11 protein-coding genes and 1 pseudogene are annotated in these 19213 nt (G+C 64.3%); 7 read left to right on the forward strand and 5 right to left on the reverse strand.

The annotated features are described in order from the left end of the window. Positions 1–6 precede the first annotated feature (6 nt). The 5 genes and pseudogenes from ACFOOR_RS14895 (at position 7) to ACFOOR_RS14915 (ending at position 8600) form a co-directional block, all read left to right on the forward strand. Complete coding sequence (locus ACFOOR_RS14895) at positions 7–1008, forward strand: hypothetical protein (RefSeq protein WP_343165237.1); 1002 nt, start codon at positions 7–9, stop codon at positions 1006–1008. Between the two features lie 170 nt (positions 1009–1178). Continuing rightward, complete coding sequence (locus tag ACFOOR_RS14900) at positions 1179–3086, forward strand: sensor histidine kinase (RefSeq protein ID WP_343165238.1); 1908 nt, start codon at positions 1179–1181, stop codon at positions 3084–3086. 90 nt (positions 3087–3176) lie between these two features. Continuing rightward, entirely contained in the window at positions 3177–3842 is a 666-nt protein-coding gene (locus ACFOOR_RS14905; protein WP_343165239.1) for a response regulator transcription factor, read from the forward strand. A gap of 573 nt (positions 3843–4415) precedes the next feature. Beyond that, positions 4416–4721, forward strand: a pseudogene (locus tag ACFOOR_RS14910) (PKD domain-containing protein); the annotation flags it as partial. A gap of 3 nt (positions 4722–4724) precedes the next feature. Then, entirely contained in the window at positions 4725–8600 is a 3876-nt protein-coding gene (locus tag ACFOOR_RS14915; RefSeq protein WP_343165240.1) for a PKD domain-containing protein, read from the forward strand. Positions 8601–8744: 144 nt separating this feature from the next. Here ACFOOR_RS14915 and ACFOOR_RS14920 read toward each other — a convergent pair whose 3' ends face one another. The 5 genes from ACFOOR_RS14920 to ACFOOR_RS14940 all read right to left on the reverse strand — a co-directional run bounded on the left by ACFOOR_RS14920 (position 8745) and on the right by ACFOOR_RS14940 (position 14980). Beyond that, positions 8745–9899, reverse strand: coding sequence for a CaiB/BaiF CoA transferase family protein (locus tag ACFOOR_RS14920; protein WP_343165241.1), 1155 nt, complete (start codon positions 9897–9899; stop codon positions 8745–8747). Next, positions 9896–10684: an enoyl-CoA hydratase-related protein gene (locus ACFOOR_RS14925; RefSeq protein ID WP_343165242.1), complete on the reverse strand. Its 789-nt coding sequence runs from the start codon at positions 10682–10684 to the stop codon at positions 9896–9898. Before ACFOOR_RS14925 ends, ACFOOR_RS14920 begins: the two co-directional genes overlap by 4 nt. A gap of 317 nt (positions 10685–11001) precedes the next feature. Continuing rightward, positions 11002–12186, reverse strand: coding sequence for a M14 family metallopeptidase (locus tag ACFOOR_RS14930; RefSeq protein ID WP_343165243.1), 1185 nt, complete (start codon positions 12184–12186; stop codon positions 11002–11004). A gap of 8 nt (positions 12187–12194) precedes the next feature. Next, entirely contained in the window at positions 12195–13676 is a 1482-nt protein-coding gene (locus tag ACFOOR_RS14935; RefSeq protein WP_343165244.1) for a lyase family protein, read from the reverse strand. Next, positions 13673–14980: a TetR/AcrR family transcriptional regulator gene (locus ACFOOR_RS14940; RefSeq protein WP_343165245.1), complete on the reverse strand. Its 1308-nt coding sequence runs from the start codon at positions 14978–14980 to the stop codon at positions 13673–13675. The genes ACFOOR_RS14935 and ACFOOR_RS14940 overlap by 4 nt, the downstream gene beginning before the upstream one ends. Before the next feature lie 201 nt (positions 14981–15181). On the opposite strand from ACFOOR_RS14940, the gene ACFOOR_RS14945 reads away from it, so the two are divergent. Both ACFOOR_RS14945 and ACFOOR_RS14950 read left to right on the forward strand, forming a co-directional pair. Beyond that, positions 15182–18262: a TonB-dependent receptor domain-containing protein gene (locus tag ACFOOR_RS14945; protein ID WP_343165246.1), complete on the forward strand. Its 3081-nt coding sequence runs from the start codon at positions 15182–15184 to the stop codon at positions 18260–18262. A 47-nt stretch (positions 18263–18309) separates the two neighbouring features. Then, entirely contained in the window at positions 18310–19176 is an 867-nt protein-coding gene (locus ACFOOR_RS14950; RefSeq protein ID WP_343165247.1) for an alpha/beta hydrolase, read from the forward strand. Positions 19177–19213: the final 37 nt, after the last annotated feature.

Here is a 19213-nt window from a genome sequence, read left to right on the forward strand (position 1 = left end):
CCAGTCATGCCGGAGAACAAGGTAAACGGCGTCGCTCTCGTGATGGCGGCGACACTCGTCTGGCTGAATTCCCCGGCCGCGAACGCAGCTCCGTGGCCCCTGGCTCAGACGGATATCCGTCAGACGCCGCATGCCGCGAAGCAGGATTCCGGCCTCACTGCCGCCGAGGTGAGACAGGAACAGCGCCGCCAGGCTGATCTCGTGGAAGCCGTGCTGGACGAAATCGAGGACTTCACCCCCGACCATCGCGCCTTCATCGCGGACAATGATCAGGCGCAAGCCGATGCGATGGAGGCCCTGGAAGTCTTCCGCGAGCGGATGGCTGCGGCGATCACCGCTGATCTCGTCGCCATGGCTGCCGATACCACCAACAGCTATGCGGCACGCACGGCCACCGCGGCGAACCGGCATGCCGCCTACACGGAACGGACGATTTCGTCGGTTGATCTCGACCGTTTCCGCAACAGCGGCGGGCGGGACGACCTGGCCATCGCGCAATATTTCCTGATGGCCTATCGCGCCGAGCAGATGCGGCAGCTGGCACGGCTCTATCCGCAAAGCGAACCGGTCGCGCAGGCCCGGCAAGTTGCCGACAGGCTGATGGCCGAGCTTGGCTCGCTGGAGTCGGTGATCGAGGGCCGCGAAGCGGCACAGGCCGCGCGCATTGCCGAAATGCGCCTTTATCCCGCGGTTCGAAGCGACCCGGCGACGGAGCAGAATTTCGCCGCCGCCTTTGCGGCCAGCATCTGGACTCAAGGGGAGTTTGCCGGCAGCGAGATCGTGCGTGTCAACCTGATCAGCCCGGGCTGGACGGTGCGGCGCAACCCGATCACGGGTGTCATCCTCTCACGCGACCAGCGGGCCGATCTCGGGGTTCGCCGTCGCGACGGGCGGTGTTTTTCCTACGTCGTCGAGTTCGAGCAGTCTTACCAAGGCGGTGGATATGGCGGCACACGCATGGCGTCTGGCCGCGATCTTGAAATGCTGTGCGAGAATATCACGCCCTAGGGCCATGGGGATCCGACGCCCTTCACCGGGTCCTGCCCTGAAAAACGGGAAACGCCATCTCTCGCGGCAAGCCATATTCATGGTTTTCCGCACCGGTGTCGGTGCCATAGAGATGGTGGCCGCCGGCCGAGTTCGGGTATCGTCAATCGCCGGGACGGGAGGGGCCGATCGTGAGCGTAGTGACCGGTAGCCGCATCATCGACCGGTTGCGCCGTTCGAACCTGGTCCGGCTGCTCGGTGCGACTCTCGTTGTGCAGCTCCTGTTCTGGCTGGGTTTCAATCCGATCTTCATCCAGCCGGCAACCGCCCCGGTCGAGTTCTACGAAGTCACGCAGCTCAGCGTCGCGGAACCGGGCGCGCCCGACGCAACCGCACTGGCCCGAGCCCAATTTCGTCCCATCGATCCGCAGCCCAGCGTGATGTTCCCGATCGGCTACAGCGCGGTGCGTGCCGAGATCGAGCTCGAGCAGATCCCGAGCGAAGGGCTGGCGATGCTCGATCAGAATGGCGGTGACAACAGTCAGATTTATGTCAACGGCCAGCTGCTCCACGGCGAGGGCGAGATGCGGCTGCCCGGCGTCACCTACCATGCCCTGACCAGGCAGATCATTCGTATCCCGCCCGCCATGCTGGTCACCGGCACCAACCGGATCGACACGCTGCGGGTGTTCGACATGCCCCAGCCGGGCGCCAATTTTCCATCGCTGTTCGGCAACTATGATGAAGTCACAAGCGCGTTTGGCTGGAGGGCTTTCCTGCTCGGCCCGGCGCGGATCATTTCGCTGACGACTGGCTGCGTGCTCGCGCTGTTCATCTTCGTTGCGCTGTTGCGGGCGCAGCGCAGGACATTGCTGGTGTGGCTGTTGTTGCTCACGGTCAGCTGGGCCATGCGCAGCCACTTCCTGATGTGGGTCGACATGCCGCTTCACGGTTTCGACCGGGGTCTCTATTACGCGGTGGCCACGCTGTTCCTGTCAGCCTGCTGGCCGATCCTCATTGACGCCTGGTCGGACCGTCCGATCCGTTTCTTCAAGCCCGCCATGCTGGCGATATTCGCGGCTGCGGCGGCTGTCATCGCCTGGTGGTTGATGGTTCAGCAGGACAATTCCTCCTGGGACCGCTCGACCGATCTCATCGACAAGGTCGGCATGATCTTCATGGCCATCATGCTCGGGCGTGTGATCTGGCATTTCCTGACCACTGACGATGAACGCCACTGGGAGGGAGCCATCCTCCTCACATTGGGTCTGACGGTGGCGATCTTCCTCGTGAACATCATCCTGTGGGGCAGGAACACGCCCTATCTGACGATCACCCAGCCGCTGATGCTGCTGGCGTTCTCGATGGCCTTCTTCGCGCGCAATTTCCGGCTGTTCCAGTCCTCCGCCCAGATCAGCGCCCTGCTCCAGACACAGCTGGATGAGCGCACCGCCGAACTGGCTCAGGCGCATGCGCGCGAGAAGGAGCTCGTCAGGCTCGAAGCGCATGGCGCGGAGCGCCAGCGCATCCTGCGCGACATGCATGACGGTCTGGGCAGTCAGCTGATGTCGATGCTGATGATGGCCAAGCGCGGGAAGGCCAGCCAGGACGCGATCGTCGAAGGCATCCAGAGCGTGATCGACGAAATGCGGCTGATGATCGATTCCATGGATTCGGTCGGCGAGTCGCTCAGTTCCGCTCTGGCGATCTTCCGCCGGCGGATGGTGCCCCGGATCGAGGCGGCGGGTTTCACCTGCGTCTGGCAGATGGCCGAGGACTGCCCGCTTCCCGATTACGGTCCACGCGATGTGTTGCAGATATTCCGGATCCTGCAGGAAGCAGTCACGAATGCGCTGAAGCATTCGGGCGGCGACCGGATCACGATTGCCATCCGCCCGGGCGGCAGCACGGATCATCCGCTGCGGATCACGATCGCCGACAACGGGGCCGGACTGACCGCATCCGACGGGCGCGGGCGCGGTCTTGTCAACATGCGGGCCCGGGCGCGCAGCCTTCATGCGGGTCTGGACATCAGCGGCGCAGGGACGGGCTCCCAGGTCGCGCTCGACCTTCCCGCGGGACAGGAGAGACATCGCTGACATGCGCGCGCCACCATATTCCGGGCTGTCGCCACACCGCCTTTTATGGACGGTCCGCGCCCGTCAACTCGCAACGGGGCAGGTCCTGCGATGACCGATGATACACGCCAGACGCGCCGCATCGCCGTGGTCGAAGACGATCTGAACCTGCGCGACCACTTCATCGAGATCATCAGCGGCGCGGCCGATCTCGATCTCGCCGGCGCTGCCGGTTCGATCGCCGCGGCGCGCGACCTGATCCGGCTGAAGCCCGATCTCTTCCTGCTCGATATCGGCCTTCCCGATGGCAGTGGTCTTGATCTCGTTGCCCCGATCCGGGCGGCAACGGCAGCGCGGGTGCTGATCGTCACCAGTTTCGGGGACCGCGAGACGGTGGTGGCCGCCACGCTGGCGGGAGCGGATGGCTATCTCCTCAAGGACAGCGATCCGTCGGAAGTCCTCGACGGCATCCGCGCCACGCTGGATGGTGGAGCACCGATCAGCGCGGCCGCCGCAGTCTATCTCCTCGAGCGCCTGCGCAAGGAGACCGCGCTGGTCGAGCCGGCCGTCTCCGAGGAAGACGGGCTGAGCGCACGCGAGGTCGAATTGCTGAACCTGTTCGCCCGCGGATTGAGCTACAAGGAAGCCGCGATGCAGATGGGCATCTCGCCGCTGACCGTCGGCAATTACGTCAAGACGATCTACTCCAAGCTCGCCGTGCATTCGCGCAGCGAGGCGGTCTATGAAGCGCTCAAGACCGGCCAGCTGAAAATCTGAGCCTTTCAAAGGTCTTGGCCCCAACCATATTCATGGCATCAGCGCCTCTGGCGTCCGGTCTACACCCTGTCCCGACTTGGTTTCAGTTATCCTGGGGACAGCACCATGCGTACGGCCATTATCGGGAAATCACTGCTTCGTCGGACAACGCTTGCAGGCATGGCGGCGATTCTGGCGCTCGGGACGACGAGCCCTGCCTCGGCAGCGACGGTCAACAGCATTACCGGGTTTACGGTAACGGACGTCAACAACGCCTGCCGCATCTCGGCGGTAGTCAGCCTAACCGGCGTCAACACCGATCAGACCATCACGTCTGGTCCAATTGACTGGGTCCAAGTTGATGTTTCCGACATCAACGGCACGCCAGGATCCGTTTTGTTCTCAAGCGGTTCCAATCTTGCGGGCCACAACGCGCCTGTTGGATCAACGGTGTCGGTAAACACAGGGGCGCAATTCCGCCCGATCCCAGGGTCGGTGAGCGGTGACCTGTACCTCAACGTCTATGAGGTCGCCAGCAATTCGCCGACGGCACCAAGGACTGCGATCCTGGGTCAGGTCCAGATAACCCAGGCGATGATAAATGCCGCGGGTGGTGAGTGCCTCTTCCTCCTGCCGAATACACCGCCTGTTGTGAATGCAGGTACGGATTTGACGGTTGCCGGGGGCGCCGCAGTCGGGCTTGTCGGCACGGCATCCGATCCGGACCCTCAATTTCTCACCTACCAATGGACACAGTCTTCGGGACCTGCGGTGAGCCTGAGTGGAGCGACGACCCTGACGCCGAGTTTCGTCGCGCCGGCGAAAACAAGCTCCCCTCAAATCTTGACCTTCGACCTTGTCGCAAACGATGGCTTCGCTTCTTCAGCGCCGGATTCTGTCGCGGTGACCGTCGCCGCCAACGCTGGCCCAACCGCCAATGCCGGGCCGGACCAGACCGTGCTGGCCGAAAGTACAGTCACACTCAACGGATTCGCCTCTGCCGATGGCGATGGCGATCCGATCACCTACCTGTGGACCCAGACCGGCGGCACCCCCGTGACCCTGTCCAACGCCACGGCGGGCAACCCGAACTTTATCGCTCCGCCGCTCACCGCCGCTGCACAGGCCCTGACCTTCGATCTGGTGGTGAATGACGGCATCACGGCATCGCCTGCCGACAGTGTCACCATCACTATCCCGGCCAACACGCCCCCTGTCGCGAATGCCGGACCGGACCAGAATGCCGGTCAGGGCGCGACCGTTACGCTCGATGGCACCGGGTCCAGCGACGTCGACGGGCAGTCGCTGTCCTATGCTTGGTCGCAGACGGCCGGCCCCGCTGTCACGCTCACGGGTGCAAACGCCGCCAATCCGACCTTTGTCGTACCCCCCATCACTGTCGCGACCGCCATCGTCTTCGAACTGGTGGTGAATGATGGACTCACCTCGTCGAGCCCGGATGTCGTTGTGGTCGCAGCCTTTCCCAATGCCCCGCCCACGGTCAATGCCGGCACTGACGTGACCGTCGCCGGCAACAGCCCGGTGACGCTGGCCGGATCGGCGTCCGACCTCGAGAACGATCCGCTGACCTATCAGTGGACGCAAACCGCCGGTCCGGCGGTGACGCTGACCGGTGCCACGACGCTCACCCCCGGCTTCACGGCACCGGTCAAGGCCAACAGTGTGCAGGTACTGACCTTCAGCCTCGTCGCCAATGACGGCACGTCGAACTCCACCGCAGACACGGTGAATGTCAACATTCTGGCGAATGTCGGCCCGACCGCCGATGCGGGTCCAGATGTCATTGCCGGCGGCGGCACATCCGTGACGCTTGACGGAACGGGATCGACCGATGGCGACGGCGATGCCCTCACCTACGCCTGGACGCAGACCGCCGGTCCGGCGGTGACCCTGACGGGCGCCACGACGGCCAGCCCGACCTTCACCGCTCCGGCGAGTTCAACCGCCAACCAGGTCCTGACCTTCAGTCTGACGGTCGATGACGGGCTGCTCAGCTCCGCTGCTGACACGGTCGAGATCACCATCCCGGCAAACGCCCCGCCAACGGTCGATGCGGGCAATGACGTGACCTTCCCGGGCGGCAGCCTCGTGACGCTGGAAGGGATTGCCGCGGACCTCGAGAACGATCCGCTGACCTATCAGTGGACGCAGGTCGCCGGGCCTTCGGTCACGCTCAATGCGGCGACTACGCTCAATCCCAGCTTCACCGCACCGCCCAAGACGAACAGTGTGCAGGTGCTGACCTTCAGCCTCGTCGCCAATGACGGCACGTCCAACTCCGCGCCGGACACGGTGAATGTGAACATTCCCGCGAATATCGGTCCGATTGCCGATGCGGGTCCGGACGCAACGGCGGGCGGCGGAACGCCGGTCACGCTCGATGGCAGCGGCTCTACTGACGGCGACGGCGATCCGTTGAGCTATGCCTGGACGCAGACCGGAGGCCCGGCGGTGACCCTGACGGGCGCCACGACGGCCACCCCGACCTTTACCGCTCCGGTGAACACCACCGCCAATCAGGTCCTGACCTTCAGCCTGACGGTCAATGACGGTCTGCTTGGCTCGGCGGCCGACACGGTCGAGATCACGGTGCCTGCGAATGCGGCGCCGACAGTCAATGCCGGGACCGATCTGACGGTTTCGGGCAATAGCGCGGTAACCCTGGCCGGTACCGCGACGGACAATGAAAACGATCCGCTGACCTTCAGCTGGACCCAGACGGCCGGCCCCTCGGTGACACTCACCGGCGCCAATACGCTGACGCCGAGCTTCACCTCGCCGCCGAAGACCGGGGCCGCGCAATTGCTGACATTCAGTCTGACCGCGAATGACGGCATCTCAACCTCGGCGCCCGATACGGTTGATGTGACCGTGGCGGCGAATCTCGACGTGATCGCCAATGCGGGGCCGGACGAGACTGTGCCGGGCAACAGGGACGTGGCTCTCGACGCGACGGGCTCGGTCGATCCGGATGGCGATCCCCTGACCTATGCCTGGACGCAGACGGCCGGCCCTTCGGTCACGCTCGACGATCCCACTTCGCCGACACCTCAATTCACGACTCCCGCGAGCACCGCTTCAAGCCAGTTGCTGACTTTCCAAGTCAGTGTTTCAGACGGTTTCGGACCGTCCGCGACCGACAGCGTCGATATCACGGTGGCCCCCAACAGCGCGCCGGTCGCGAATGCCGGGGCCGACCAGGGCCCTGTCGACAGCGGCCAGACGGTCACGCTCAACGGAAGCGGCTCGAGCGATCCGGACAATGACACGCTCAGCTATCAGTGGAGCCAGATCTCCGGATCGTCTGCGACGCTCAATGATGCGACGGCTCAGAATCCGACCTTCACGGCACCGCCGGTGAATGGAACCGACACGCTGGTCTTCCAGCTGATCGTCAATGACGGTCAGGTGAATTCGCCGCCGGACACAGTCCAGGTCCAGGTCCGGGCGCTCGGCACGATCACGCTGGTCCAGCAGATCGAGGGCGGGGATGCGTCGGTGCGCTACACGTCCAACCTTCCCGCGCTCGACACCAGTGTGACGACGACGGGCGGAACGGCGACGCTGGTGGCAAACAATGTGGTCGCCGGCAATTATTCGCTCACCGTCGAGGATTTGCGCTCGCAAGGCTTCGCGTTGACCGACCTCAGCTGCAATGACAGTGACAGCGCGGTCGATGCGGCAGCCCGGTCCATCGCCCTGGCCCTGTCGCCGTCGGAAGACCTTGTCTGCACGATCACGATGATCGAGACCCGCGATGCAACGCAGGAGGCCATCCGGGACTTCGTCTCGGGGCGCAATGCGCTGCTGCTCGCCAATCAGCCAGACCTGCAGCGCCGTATCGGCCGTCTCAATGGCGGCGGCGGGCAGGGCGGATCAGCCTCGGTCGGCGGTCTCGCCGTCCCGGGAAGCGGTTCGCTGCCCTTCAACATGATGGCCAGCGAGACCGAGATGCGCCTGCAGACCAGCCGGTCGATGGCCTCGGGCCCGCGGGAGCTGAATGCGGACGGTCAGAGAATCGACGTGTGGGCCGACATCACGCTCGCCGATGTCACGATCGGCACGCATGAAGGCCGGTTCAGCCTGGTCTATCTGGGGGCGGACATGCTGGTCAGCGACGATGTTCTGATCGGTGCCCTGGTCCAGTTCGACGGTTTCGAGCGCGACGGTGCCATCCTTCCGGGTGCCGCAGACGGCGAGGGCTGGATGGTCGGCCCCTATGTCACAGCCCGCCTGGCCCCGCAACTCTATGTCGATGCCCGCGTGGCCTGGGGCCGGTCGGACAATTCGATCTCGCCCTTCGGCACCTATGTCGACGATTTCCAGACCGAGCGCGTGCTGTTCTCCGGTTCGGTGGTCGGTGATGTCGAACTCGGCGCGCGCACGACGATGTGGCCGGAGCTGTCCCTGCGGTATATCCGCGAGGAACAGGAGGCCTATCTCGACAGCTTCAGCGTCCCCATTCCGGGACAGGTCATCGACCAGGGTGAACTCGCCTTCAGCCCGCGCTTCGACTACCGCATGGATCTCGACAATGGCTGGACGATGCGACCGTTTGCCGAGGTCGAAGGGGTGATGACGTTCGGGGCCGAGGACAATTCCGTCATCGAGAATGGTCTGAGGGGGCGGGTCGCTGCGGGCTTCGATGCGGGTGGTCCCGGGGCCGTGCGTTTCAACCTGCAAGGCTTCTACGACGGGATCGGCGCGGAGGACTTCCGCTCGGTCGGCGCGACGCTCGGAGTTTCGCTGACTTTCTGATCCCGTTCGGCAGAAGGAAAGGCGGCGCGCGAGGCGCCGCCTTTCGCCATTCCGGCGGATGCCTTTCCCCTCGAGTCCACCAGCCCCGCCCGGGTTGGTGAACACAGCCTGGACGATCGCCCAGGACGCGCCGCCACCACCCGGCTATTCCTGAGCGGGCTTCATTCCGATCGAGGCGAGGATTTCATCCGTGTGCTCGCCGTGTGAAGGAGAGGCGCGGTCGAGCTTCAACCCGCTCTCCGAAAATTTGAGGGGTGAACGCACGCCCGGCACCCCCTCTGGATCGATGCGCATGCCGCGTGCGACGGTCTGGGGGTCGGAGAAAACCTCGCCGACATCGTGGATCGGTCCGGCTGGGATGACGTGCGCCTCGCATGCCGCGAGCAGGGCGTCCCGCGTCCATTTCCGGGTTTCCGCCTCGATCAGCGGCACGAGCTCGTCCCGGTGCGTGACACGGCCGGAATTGGTCGCGAAGCGCGGGTTGCGCCCGGCCTCGAAATCCAGGATGTCGCACAGGCGGCGATACTGGCCGTCATTGCCGACGGCGATGATCAGATAGCCGTCCGAGGCAGGAAAGACCTGATAAGGCACGATGTTGGGGTGGGCCGAACCGATGCGGTGCGGCGGCGTGCCGGAGACCAGGAAGTTCAGGGCCTGGTTGGCCATGACGCCGGTCATGCAGTCCATCAGCGCCATGTCGATATGCTGACCCCGGCCTGTCCGCTCGCGCTCGGCGAGGGCCGCCTGGATGGCGATGACGCCGTAGAGACCGGTCAGGAGGTCGGCGATCGGGATGCCGACCTTCTGCGGCCGCCCGTCCGTCTCGCCGGTCAGATCCATCAGCCCGGTCATGCCCTGGATGATGAAGTCATAGCCCGGCCGGTCCGCATACGGACCATCATGGCCGAAACCTGTCACGGAGCAGTAGACAAGGCGCGGATTGACGGCCTTCAGGCTGTCATAGTCGAGGCCGTATTTGGCGAGCCCGCCATGCTTGAAATTCTCCACCAGCACGTCGCTTTCCGCGGCGAGTCGGCGGACGGCCTCCTGTCCCTGCGGGGTGCGGAAGTCGAGTACAACGGACCGCTTGCCGCGATTGCAGGCATGGTAGTAGGCGGCGGCGCGCTCGCCCTTCCGCTCGACCCAGGGCGGCCCCCAGTTGCGGGTGTCGTCGCCATCGGGGCTTTCCACCTTGATCACGTCGGCGCCGAGATCGGCGAGCGTCATGCCGATCCATGGTCCGGCGAGGACACGGGCGAGTTCGAGCACTCTGAGGCCGGTATGCGGTGGCTGCGTCATGACTCGTTTCCGCTGAAGCGGGGCGCGCGCTTTTCGAGGAAGGCGCGATAACCTTCCCGGAAATCCTGGCCCTGGAAGGCATCGAGGAACATCCGCTTCGTCTCGTCCGTGTCTTGATCGACGCCCGACAGGATCATGCGGATGATGGATTTCGTTACTCGCGCGGAATGCGGTGAGGCGGCCCGGACCAGTTCCAGCCAGCCCTCAAGCCCGGCCTCGAAATCGGCCTCGCCCCACACCCGGTCGACGAGCCCCATTTCGCGCGCTTCGGGTGCGCTGACGAGGCGGCCGGAAAAGAGAATGTCCTTGGCGTTGGAGGGGCCGACCGCGTCGATCAGGCGTTTGGTGTCGTTCAGCGTGTAAACCAGGCCGAGCTTCGCCGGGGTGATGCCGAAGCGCGACGCCTCCGTCGCGAAGCGGAGATCGCAGGCGAGGGCGAGCCCGCATCCGCCGCCGACACACGGGCCGGTGATCTTCGCCACCGTCGGCAGGGGGAAGGCGGCGAGACCGTCGAGCGCCGCCGCGACCGCCGCGGAATAGCGCGCAGCGCGTTCACGGGTCGAATAGACCTCCTCGAATTCGGCGATATCGGCCCCGGCCGCGAAAGCGCCACCCGCGCCGCGCACGATCAGTACACGGAGGCCTGCATCTTTCTCCACCTCGGCAAGGAGTTCCGGGATTGCGAGCCACATCTCCTGGGTAAGCGCGTTGCGCTTGTCCGGGCGGTTCAGCACCAGTTCGGCGATCGCGCCCTTGCGATCGAGATAGATGTCGGCGTCCGTCATCGTCAGATTACTCCCTTCTCGGCGAGCGCGTCGATCACCTTCGCCTGACGTTCGCGGTAGAAGTTGCGTTCTGGCGTGCGGACGGCGCCATGAATGAAAACCGATGCCATTGGATCCCGCTTCACCCGCTCCCGCCATCAAAGCCCGATCGAAGCGACGGACAAAGCCTCGCCGGAACACTTTCACAGGCAATTCAATGCTAGCAGGCCGGATGCGTCATTCCACTGCAAAGCCCTACGATCCGGTCCGGCCCGACGCGCTGAAACCGCTCGCGGCCACGCCCTGAACTCCCGGTCCACGCCACTGACGCTTGCCGGTCAGCCGTCCAGACCGGGCTGCGTTTCCGCTGCCTCGAGATACTGCCGCAAGGCGATGGCCGCTGCACGGGAGAGTTCGGCGACCCGTTCCCGGTCGGTTTCGTCGCCGAATTCGACGGTCAGGCCGGGGGCATTGTAGGTCAGGGCGAACCAGCTCTTGGCCGTCGGCAGGCCGGGATTGTGGCTCGGGTCGCGTGCGAAGGCCTCGCCTTCACCGGTCCAGGCCCCGTTGAGAAGCGCGATCCAGCCGGCCGAGAAATTCGCGGGCGTCAGGCCGGCATTGTCGTGCGGCGTGTAGATCACGTCGTGGCGCGTGCTGTGGAAGTCGAGCAGAATGAAGGGCGTGTGACCCGCCCCGTGCCGGGCGGTGATCGCGTCGCGGATCGCGGCGGTCTCCGGCTGTTCGAACGGTCCCCAGTCGCGGTTGAGATCGGTTCCGCCGAGATTTTCCCGCCAATGACCTTCCGCAACACCGTCGGGATTGAGGTCCGGCACGATCAGCCATTCGAACCGGTCAAGAGCCGCGTTCGCCGCCGCGTCCGCAAAGAGCGTGGTCAGGAAGGTGCGCAGGCCGAGCACGCCGGTGACTTCGGGCGGATGCTGACCGCCGACAATGATGATCAGCGGAGCGTCGGGTGTGGTGGCCGCTCGGGTCAGGGCCTCGATTGCCCGGCCATCGAGGCTGTGGCCGATGGTCTCGATTTCGAGCTCGTTTCGCGCTGCGAAATCTTCCCGCCACGCCGCGCGCTCGCCTATGCCGATCACCTCCTGGGCCGCGACCCGGTAGCGGCCGGGCGAGAGGGTCACGCGCAGCGTGGCTGCGTGACCGTCGTCATCAAGGCTGACCGCGGAGTCCGGAAACGCAATCCAGTTTCCGTCACTTTCTTCGACCTTCGGCCGGTAGCGGTGGCGGTATTCGCCGTAGTCGAGCGCGATCGACACTTCGGCTTCCCGGGCGGTCTCGATATCGAAGGCAAACCAGGGGCTGGGATTGATTGGCGTGCTTTCCGGCACGACGGTCAGTTCGAAGGCGGCCAGTCCCGTGCGCCGGCAGGCATAGTCGGGTGCGTTGGAAAAGTCCTGGGTGAGGCGGACCTCGCCCTGGGTGCAATCCGTGTTCTGGACCGTCGCGCACGCGGACAGGACGAACAGAACGACCGGGACGACAAGCACGAAACGCTTCACATCGAGCCTCATGGAATGGAAGGACGGACCGGGTCGGACGCCCGTGCGGCCATGGCCTGTTCGATCACCGCATCGACCAGTTGCCCGTCGAGGCCGAGATAGGTCGCCGGGTCGAGCAGCGCGTCGAGCTCGCCGGGTTCGAACAGGGCAAGAAGTTCACCATCGTCTTCGATCGCCTGGCGCAGGGACGCCCCTGTCTCTCCCGCTTCCGCGGCCAGGTCGCGCAGGCGGTGTTCGGCGCCTTCGCGGCCGAGATCGTCCTGAATGGCAAAGACGATGCGCTGGGTCAGGATCCAGCCCTCGCTGCGTGCGAGATTCTCCGCCATCCGGGCTTCGTTGACGCGCAGCCTCGCGATCAGCCGGCTGGCGTCGCCGAGCATTTCCTCGGTGGCGAGCGCAACGGCCTCGACCGCCTCGTTCGGCCGGGAGGTGTTGTCCCGCTCGAAGAAGTTGATCATGTCGTCCTGCACGATTTCCGCGAGACGCGGGATGACCCGCCCGTGCTGGATCAGGGCTTCGGAGAGCGACGGGTTGATCTTGTGCGGCATTGTGCTCGACCCGACCGCGCCGCCGGGGAGCTGTTCGTAGACCGAACCGATATCGGTCATCTGCAGCAGGAAGACTTCCTGTCCGAAGCGCGCCCAGGTGTGGGCGATCAACGACTGGACCAGCGCATATTCGGCAAACACGTCGCGGCCGGCATGCCAGTCGTCCGGCCAGGGTTCCGGCAGGCCAAGCTCGGCGGCCATCTGCCGCTCGATCTCCTGTCCGTGCTCGCCGAGGCCGAGATAGCTTCCAACCGCGCCCTTCATGATGATCGAGCGTTCAATCCTGCCCAGCAGGTCCGTCAGCCGGTCGATGTGGCGGCGGTTCTCGCCGATATAGCCGCTCAGCTTCTTGCCGAAGGTGATGGGCAGGGCGTGCTGGCCCAGCGTGCGGCCGATCATCGGCGTGTCGCGATAATGTGCCGCCTGTTCGACGAGTTGCAGTTCGATGGCGCGCAGGTCCGAAATCAGTTCGAACACGCTCTCGCGCATCTGCAGCATCGCCGCGCTGTCATAGAGATCCACCGTCGTCGCGCCGTAGTGGAGGTAGTCGGCACTGTCCGCGTCGAGGGAGCGGCGCAGCACATTCAGCAGTGCCACCATGCGATGCCGGACGATCGCGTATTCCGCATCGAGTTCGGCCTGCGGCAGGTTTTCCGGAATCGCGGCCGCTGTGATCGCATCGGCGGCCGATTGCGGGATTACGCCATGGGCGGCCTGGGCCCGGGCGAGGGCGGCCTCAAGTCGCAGGACCTGGGCATTCAGCGAGGTCACCGAAAAGATTTCGGCGATCTCGCCATTCGGCGACAGCGTTCCGGCCTGCGGGACGAAAGGTTCGGACCGGACGTCCGCTTCGGCGGCCGGAGCGTCCTGGGCGCCAGCGTCCGCAAGCGGCAGGCACAGTGCCGCAAAAAGCGCGGCCACGATCGCCGCGGCCGTCCTCATTCGACGCCTGCCATGAGGCCGAACAGGAGAACGTTGAGATAGTCGTTGGTTGCCGATTGCGGGCTTTCCGACATGCGCCAGTCGTCGAGACTGTTCGCGGCGGCGAGCGTGTAACCGCCATTCAGGAACATGACGCTGGCCAGGATCGCTTCCACGGTGCCGGTGTCGTGTTCGCGGGCGCTGCCATCGGCCAGCGCGGCATCATGCGCGTCACCCAGCCGGCGCCAGATATTGCGCAGCCGTGCCTGATAGCGGTTGCGCCGTTTCGCCGGCAGGGCGGCCATCAGCTTCAGCCGGATGATCGGCGTCATGCCGCTCGCCTGCATGTAGATCAGGTCGAACAGGACGCGCTGGATCCAGTCGAGACCGGAGTGGCCCTCATCGGCGTGATCGAGTGTCGCCTCGACAGCTTCGAGCGAGTGATCGACGCACTGGTCGAGAAAACTCTCCTTGTCCGGGATGTGATAGTAGAAGGCCCCGCGCGTGACGCCGAGCGATGCGGCGACATCGGCCAGAGAGACGCCTTCAAATCCGTACAGGTTGAAGAAGCGGATCCCGGCCTTGAGCAAAGCTTCGCGCTTCATCTCGTTGCGGGCGTCCCGGTCGAATATCTGGGGCAATTCCTTTTGCGTGCTGAATTGCAGCGTGACCCGGGACGGTACCGATCCGGCGCGCGTCAGCCCCTGGCGAAGAACATCGATCAGGACATTCGAGGCCGCCCGGAAATCCGGACCCGACATCTCGTTCGCGCTGAGTTTCAGCCAGTCGAGCAGTGCGAACATGCAGAAGGTCACCGGCTCGCTGCGGCCGAGTGCGCGGTCCGACTGGCCGAGCCAGTCCTGAACCATCTCGTTGACCTGTGCGACTGGAGCGCCCAACCGCCCTGTGATCCGCGCCTGCGCCTCATCGGGCAGCGCATCGAGTTCCTGGATCTGCGCCGGGTGGGCCCGCCTGCCGTCGAGCGCGTCGAGCAACTGGTCGGCATAGGTGCGGAACAGGAGAAGGAGTTTCTGGTCCGGCGAGGCGACCGTATCGGCAGCCGCCGATACCGCATCCTCGAGAAACTTGACGGCGGTCAGGAAAACCGCTTCGGCCAGTTCGTCCTTGGACGCGTAGTAATAGGCGATGCTGGTCTTGGTCAGGCCGAGATCCGCCGCGATGTCTTCGAGCCGCGTGCCGCGCACGCCCTGGACGTCAAACCGCTTCGACGCCGCCGAGCGGATCGCGGCGGTCTTCCGGTCGCGCTCCTGCTTTCGCGAGAAGGGCGATCCGTGGTCGGGAAATTTCGGTCTGAGAATGGCCATTTCGGACGTCACCAGATCTTGAACTGCCGCGCAGGCTGGGTCCCAGCCCGCGCATTCTTGGGTACTGGCCACTGAGGGGGTTTGTCCACAGTGTGTACGAAATTTGAACGGAGTGTATAATTTTTGTTGACACTGTCCAGCGTCGTTGTTTTCGTCTCCGCAAAACATCGAGGGGAGTACACGATGTCGTTTCGGGGATTCTTGAAGACTGGAATTGCGCTCGGGGTTCTGGCGCTTGGCAGCGCCGCCTATGCGCAGGAAACGCCGGCTGATGCCGCACCGCAGGCCGAGGAAGGCGATGTCATCGTCGTCACCGGCACCAATATCCAGGGAGCGCGCATCAACGAGGCGCTTCCGGTCACGATCGTCGGACAGAACGATCTGGATGCCATTGGCGGCGTGGACGGCGAAGACCTGATCCGCTCCCTGCCGTCCCAGGGCAGTGTGCAATTCCGGACCGACAACAACACGACGAACAACAATGCGCGCGGCGACGTGGCGTCGATCAATCTGCGCTCGATCGGGTCAAGCGGCACGCTGGTGCTGCTGAACGGCCGCCGGATGGTCAATCACCCGTCGACCCAGGCGGAACTTTCGACGCCGGTCACGACGGTCAACGTCAACGCCCTGCCGGTTGCCGGCATCGAGCGCGTTGAAGTGCTGAACGACGGGGCCTCGGCCATTTACGGTTCGGATGCTGTCGCGGGCGTGTTCAACACGATCCTGATGGACGATGTGGACGGGCTCTATGTGCGCGGCCGCTATCTCTACGCGACGAATTCCGGCCTCGACGAATCGACCCTCACGCTGCGCACCGGCCGGGACTTCAATGACGGCCGCACCAATATCTCGGTCTCGGCGGAGTATTCGCACCGGAACGGCATGTTCGCCAATGAGCATCCGCTTTCGGCGAGCGAGGACCTGCGGCCCTTCGTCGCCGGAACCACGTTCGACGGCGACGCCTCGTTCAACAACATGGCGACGCAATCGCCCTGGGGCCAGTGGACGCTGCGTACGACGACGGCCAACCGCGTGCGCCAGAACGGCACGACGCTGACCTCGACCTCAGGCGTGTTCCACCTGCAACCGACCAGCTTCGCGGGTTGCCGGGCGGCCACGGCGGGCGCTCTGTCGGTTGCCGATCTGTGTATCGACGACGGATCGCTCGATGCCGACCTGCGCTATGACGGGGCGTATGAGCGTTCAATCATCTCCGACCGCGACCGCTTCAACCTGTTCGCCTTCCTCAACCACGATCTGACGAACGGCGTGCATCTGTACGGCGAATTCGGCCTCTATTATGCCGAAACCCAGTCGACCAACGAACCGCGCAACGGTATTGCCGCAACGGAAATCTCGATCCCGCGGAATTACTACTGGAACCCGTTCGGCCCGGTGAATTTCTCGAACGGAGATCCCAACCCGAACCGCCTGCCGGGCCTGACCAACGTTCCGGTTGAAGGTCTTCCGGTCTTCACCGATGGCGGCCGTTACCGCTTCGTCGATGTCGGCTTCCGCGACATCGAGGTCGTGAACTCCCAGTGGCGTATTCTCGGTGGCGCGCGCGGCGAATTCGGCCAGACGGGATGGGATTGGGACAGCGCGATCCTGTACAACCGCTCCTTCGCCGAGGATTTCGTCAACAATTCGGTGTCGATGACGCTGCTTCAGCAAGCGCTGTCGCGTGAAACGGCGAACACCTACAACATCTTCAACGGTGGCGATCCGAACAATCCGAACATCGGCGATGCCACGCCGAACGCACGCGAACTGATCGAACCCTTCCTCGTCGACGTCGTTCGTACCAGCTCCGCGGATCTGGCGCTCGCCGACTTCCGGGTGTCCAATGGCCGCATCTTCACCATCCCCGGCGGCGATATCGGCGTCGCAGCGGGCGTCGAGGCGCGCTATGAGGGCTATGACGAAGATCGTGACTCGCGTGTCGACGGGACGATCACCTTCACTGACGCCGTCACCGGCGACGTCAGCGAGACCGACATCTATGGCACCAGCCCGACCCCGGACTCGTCCGGCTCGCGCAATGTGACGGCCGGCTTTGTCGAATTCTCGGTTCCGCTCGTCAGCCCGGACATGAATATTCCGCTGATCCAGACGCTCGATCTGCAGATCGCCTCCCGCTACGAGCATTATTCCGACTTCGGCGGCAGCGGTCTCAATCCGCGTATCGCAACAGCCTGGGCGCCGGTTGAAGGCATCATGTTCCGCGGTGCGTATTCGGAAGGCTTCCGGGCCCCGAACCTGCTGGTCGTCAACGAGGCGGTCGACCGGTCGAACGCCCGCGAGGACAGCTATTTCTGCGAAGCCGGCGTGCGTAACGGCACCTTCGCCAACTTCGCGGCCTGTACCGGTTTCTCGGTCGGCCGGACGGAGCGCCGTTCGGTGGCCGACGATATCGGTCCGGAAGACGACGTCTCGATCACCTACGGTATCGTTCTCGAGCCGAACTGGTTCTCCGGTCCCGCGAGCTTCCTGAACAATCTGACCGTCACCATCGACCGCTGGGAAATCCAGCGCCGCGGCGTGGTCGGCGTGTTCGGTGCGGAAAACCACATCAGCCTGGACTATCTGCTGCGCATGCAGGGGTCGTCCAACCCGAACGTGGTGCGTGCCAATCCGAACCAGGACCAGATCAACTACTTCACCGCGGCTGGTCTCGATCCGGCCGGCGATATCCTGTTCATTCGCGATACCTATGACAACAACGAGGATATCGACGTCGAGGGTATCGATTACGGTGTATACTTCACCTTTGAATCCGACCGGTTCGGCGAGTTCGACATCAGCGCGAACGCGTCCTATCTCGACACCTACTTCATCGCCCTGTCACCCGGTGCCCAGCAGATCCGGGACGCGGTCGACAGCGGACTGATCGCCAGTGAAATCACGGTTTCGCAGGAAGGCAACATCATCCGCCAGGACGGTCAGCCGGAATGGAACATGCAGACGACGCTGACCTGGCGTCACGACAATGGATGGGGTGCCGGCGGTCTGGTCAGCTATATCAGCGACTTCATCGACACTGGTGTCGGCTTTGATCCGAACGGCGATCCGTTCATCGTCGAGGAATTCATCACGGTGAATGCCTATGTCGAATACGAGTTCCAGCGGGCCGGACCGCTTGAAGATCTGCGGTTCCGCGTCGGCGCGAACAATCTGTTCGACGAGGATCCGCCGCTTGCCGACGAGACCAATGGCTATGATGCGGCCTATCACAGCATCCGCGGCCGTCAGATCTATTTCGACATCCGCAAGATCTTCTGATCAGTGGTGCAAGGGACGCCGGTGAAAGCCGGCGTCCCGGCCCTGTCATGACCCGCTTTCTCTTCATCATTCTGACTGCCGCGCTGCTTTCCTTCGGTTCGGCGTATGCTGACGACTGGCGATCGGGCAGCTTCGTCTTCACCGATTGGCCCGGTCCCCCGATCACAATTCACTATGTCGAACCGGATTCCGTAGACACGGGCGACGCTCCGGTGGTCATCGTCATGCACGGCGTCGACCGGAATGCCGACGACTATGCCGCAAACTGGCGCGGCCTGGTCGCGGAACACGGCTTTCGGGTCTACGCTCCGGAATTCTCCGACGCCGATTTCCCGGGGGCCGCGATGTACAATCTCGGCGGGATCGGGACGGACGGGCCCTATGCCTATTCCGCGATCGAGCCGCTTTTCACCGCGATCGCCGAACGGGGCGGAACCGCCGAGGGCTACTATCTCTTCAGTCACTCCGCCGGCGCGCAATTCGTGCATCGCGCCGTCCTGTTCGAGGCCCTGCCGCGCCTGATCATGGCCTTCTCCGCCAATGCCGGCTGGTACACGCTGCCCGATCCTGCCACCGACTGGCCATATGGGCTGAGCGGCACATCCGTTGATGAGGCGGCGATTGGCGCATGGCTCGGGCGGCCTCTCGTTGTCCTTCTGGGCGATCAGGACACAGACCGGCGCGATCCCAATCTCCGGCGCACCGCCGAAGCCATGGCGCAGGGCGAGCACCGCTATGCGCGGGGGGCCTTCTTCATGCGCACGGCGCGGGACCGGGCCGTTGAACTCGGCGTACCCTTTGCCTGGACGGCCTATAACGTCCCGGGCGTCGCGCACGACAATGCGGGCATGGCACAGGCGGCAGCCTTGCTGATTGCGCTTGACGCGGAAGCGGCCATTGGCGGCGAAGACTAACTTTCCGGCGTGCCTTCACGGGCTATCATGAACCGAC

It is taken from the genome of Hyphobacterium vulgare (assembly GCF_042643335.1).
In the GTDB taxonomy this organism is placed as follows: domain Bacteria; phylum Pseudomonadota; class Alphaproteobacteria; order Caulobacterales; family Maricaulaceae; genus Hyphobacterium; species Hyphobacterium vulgare.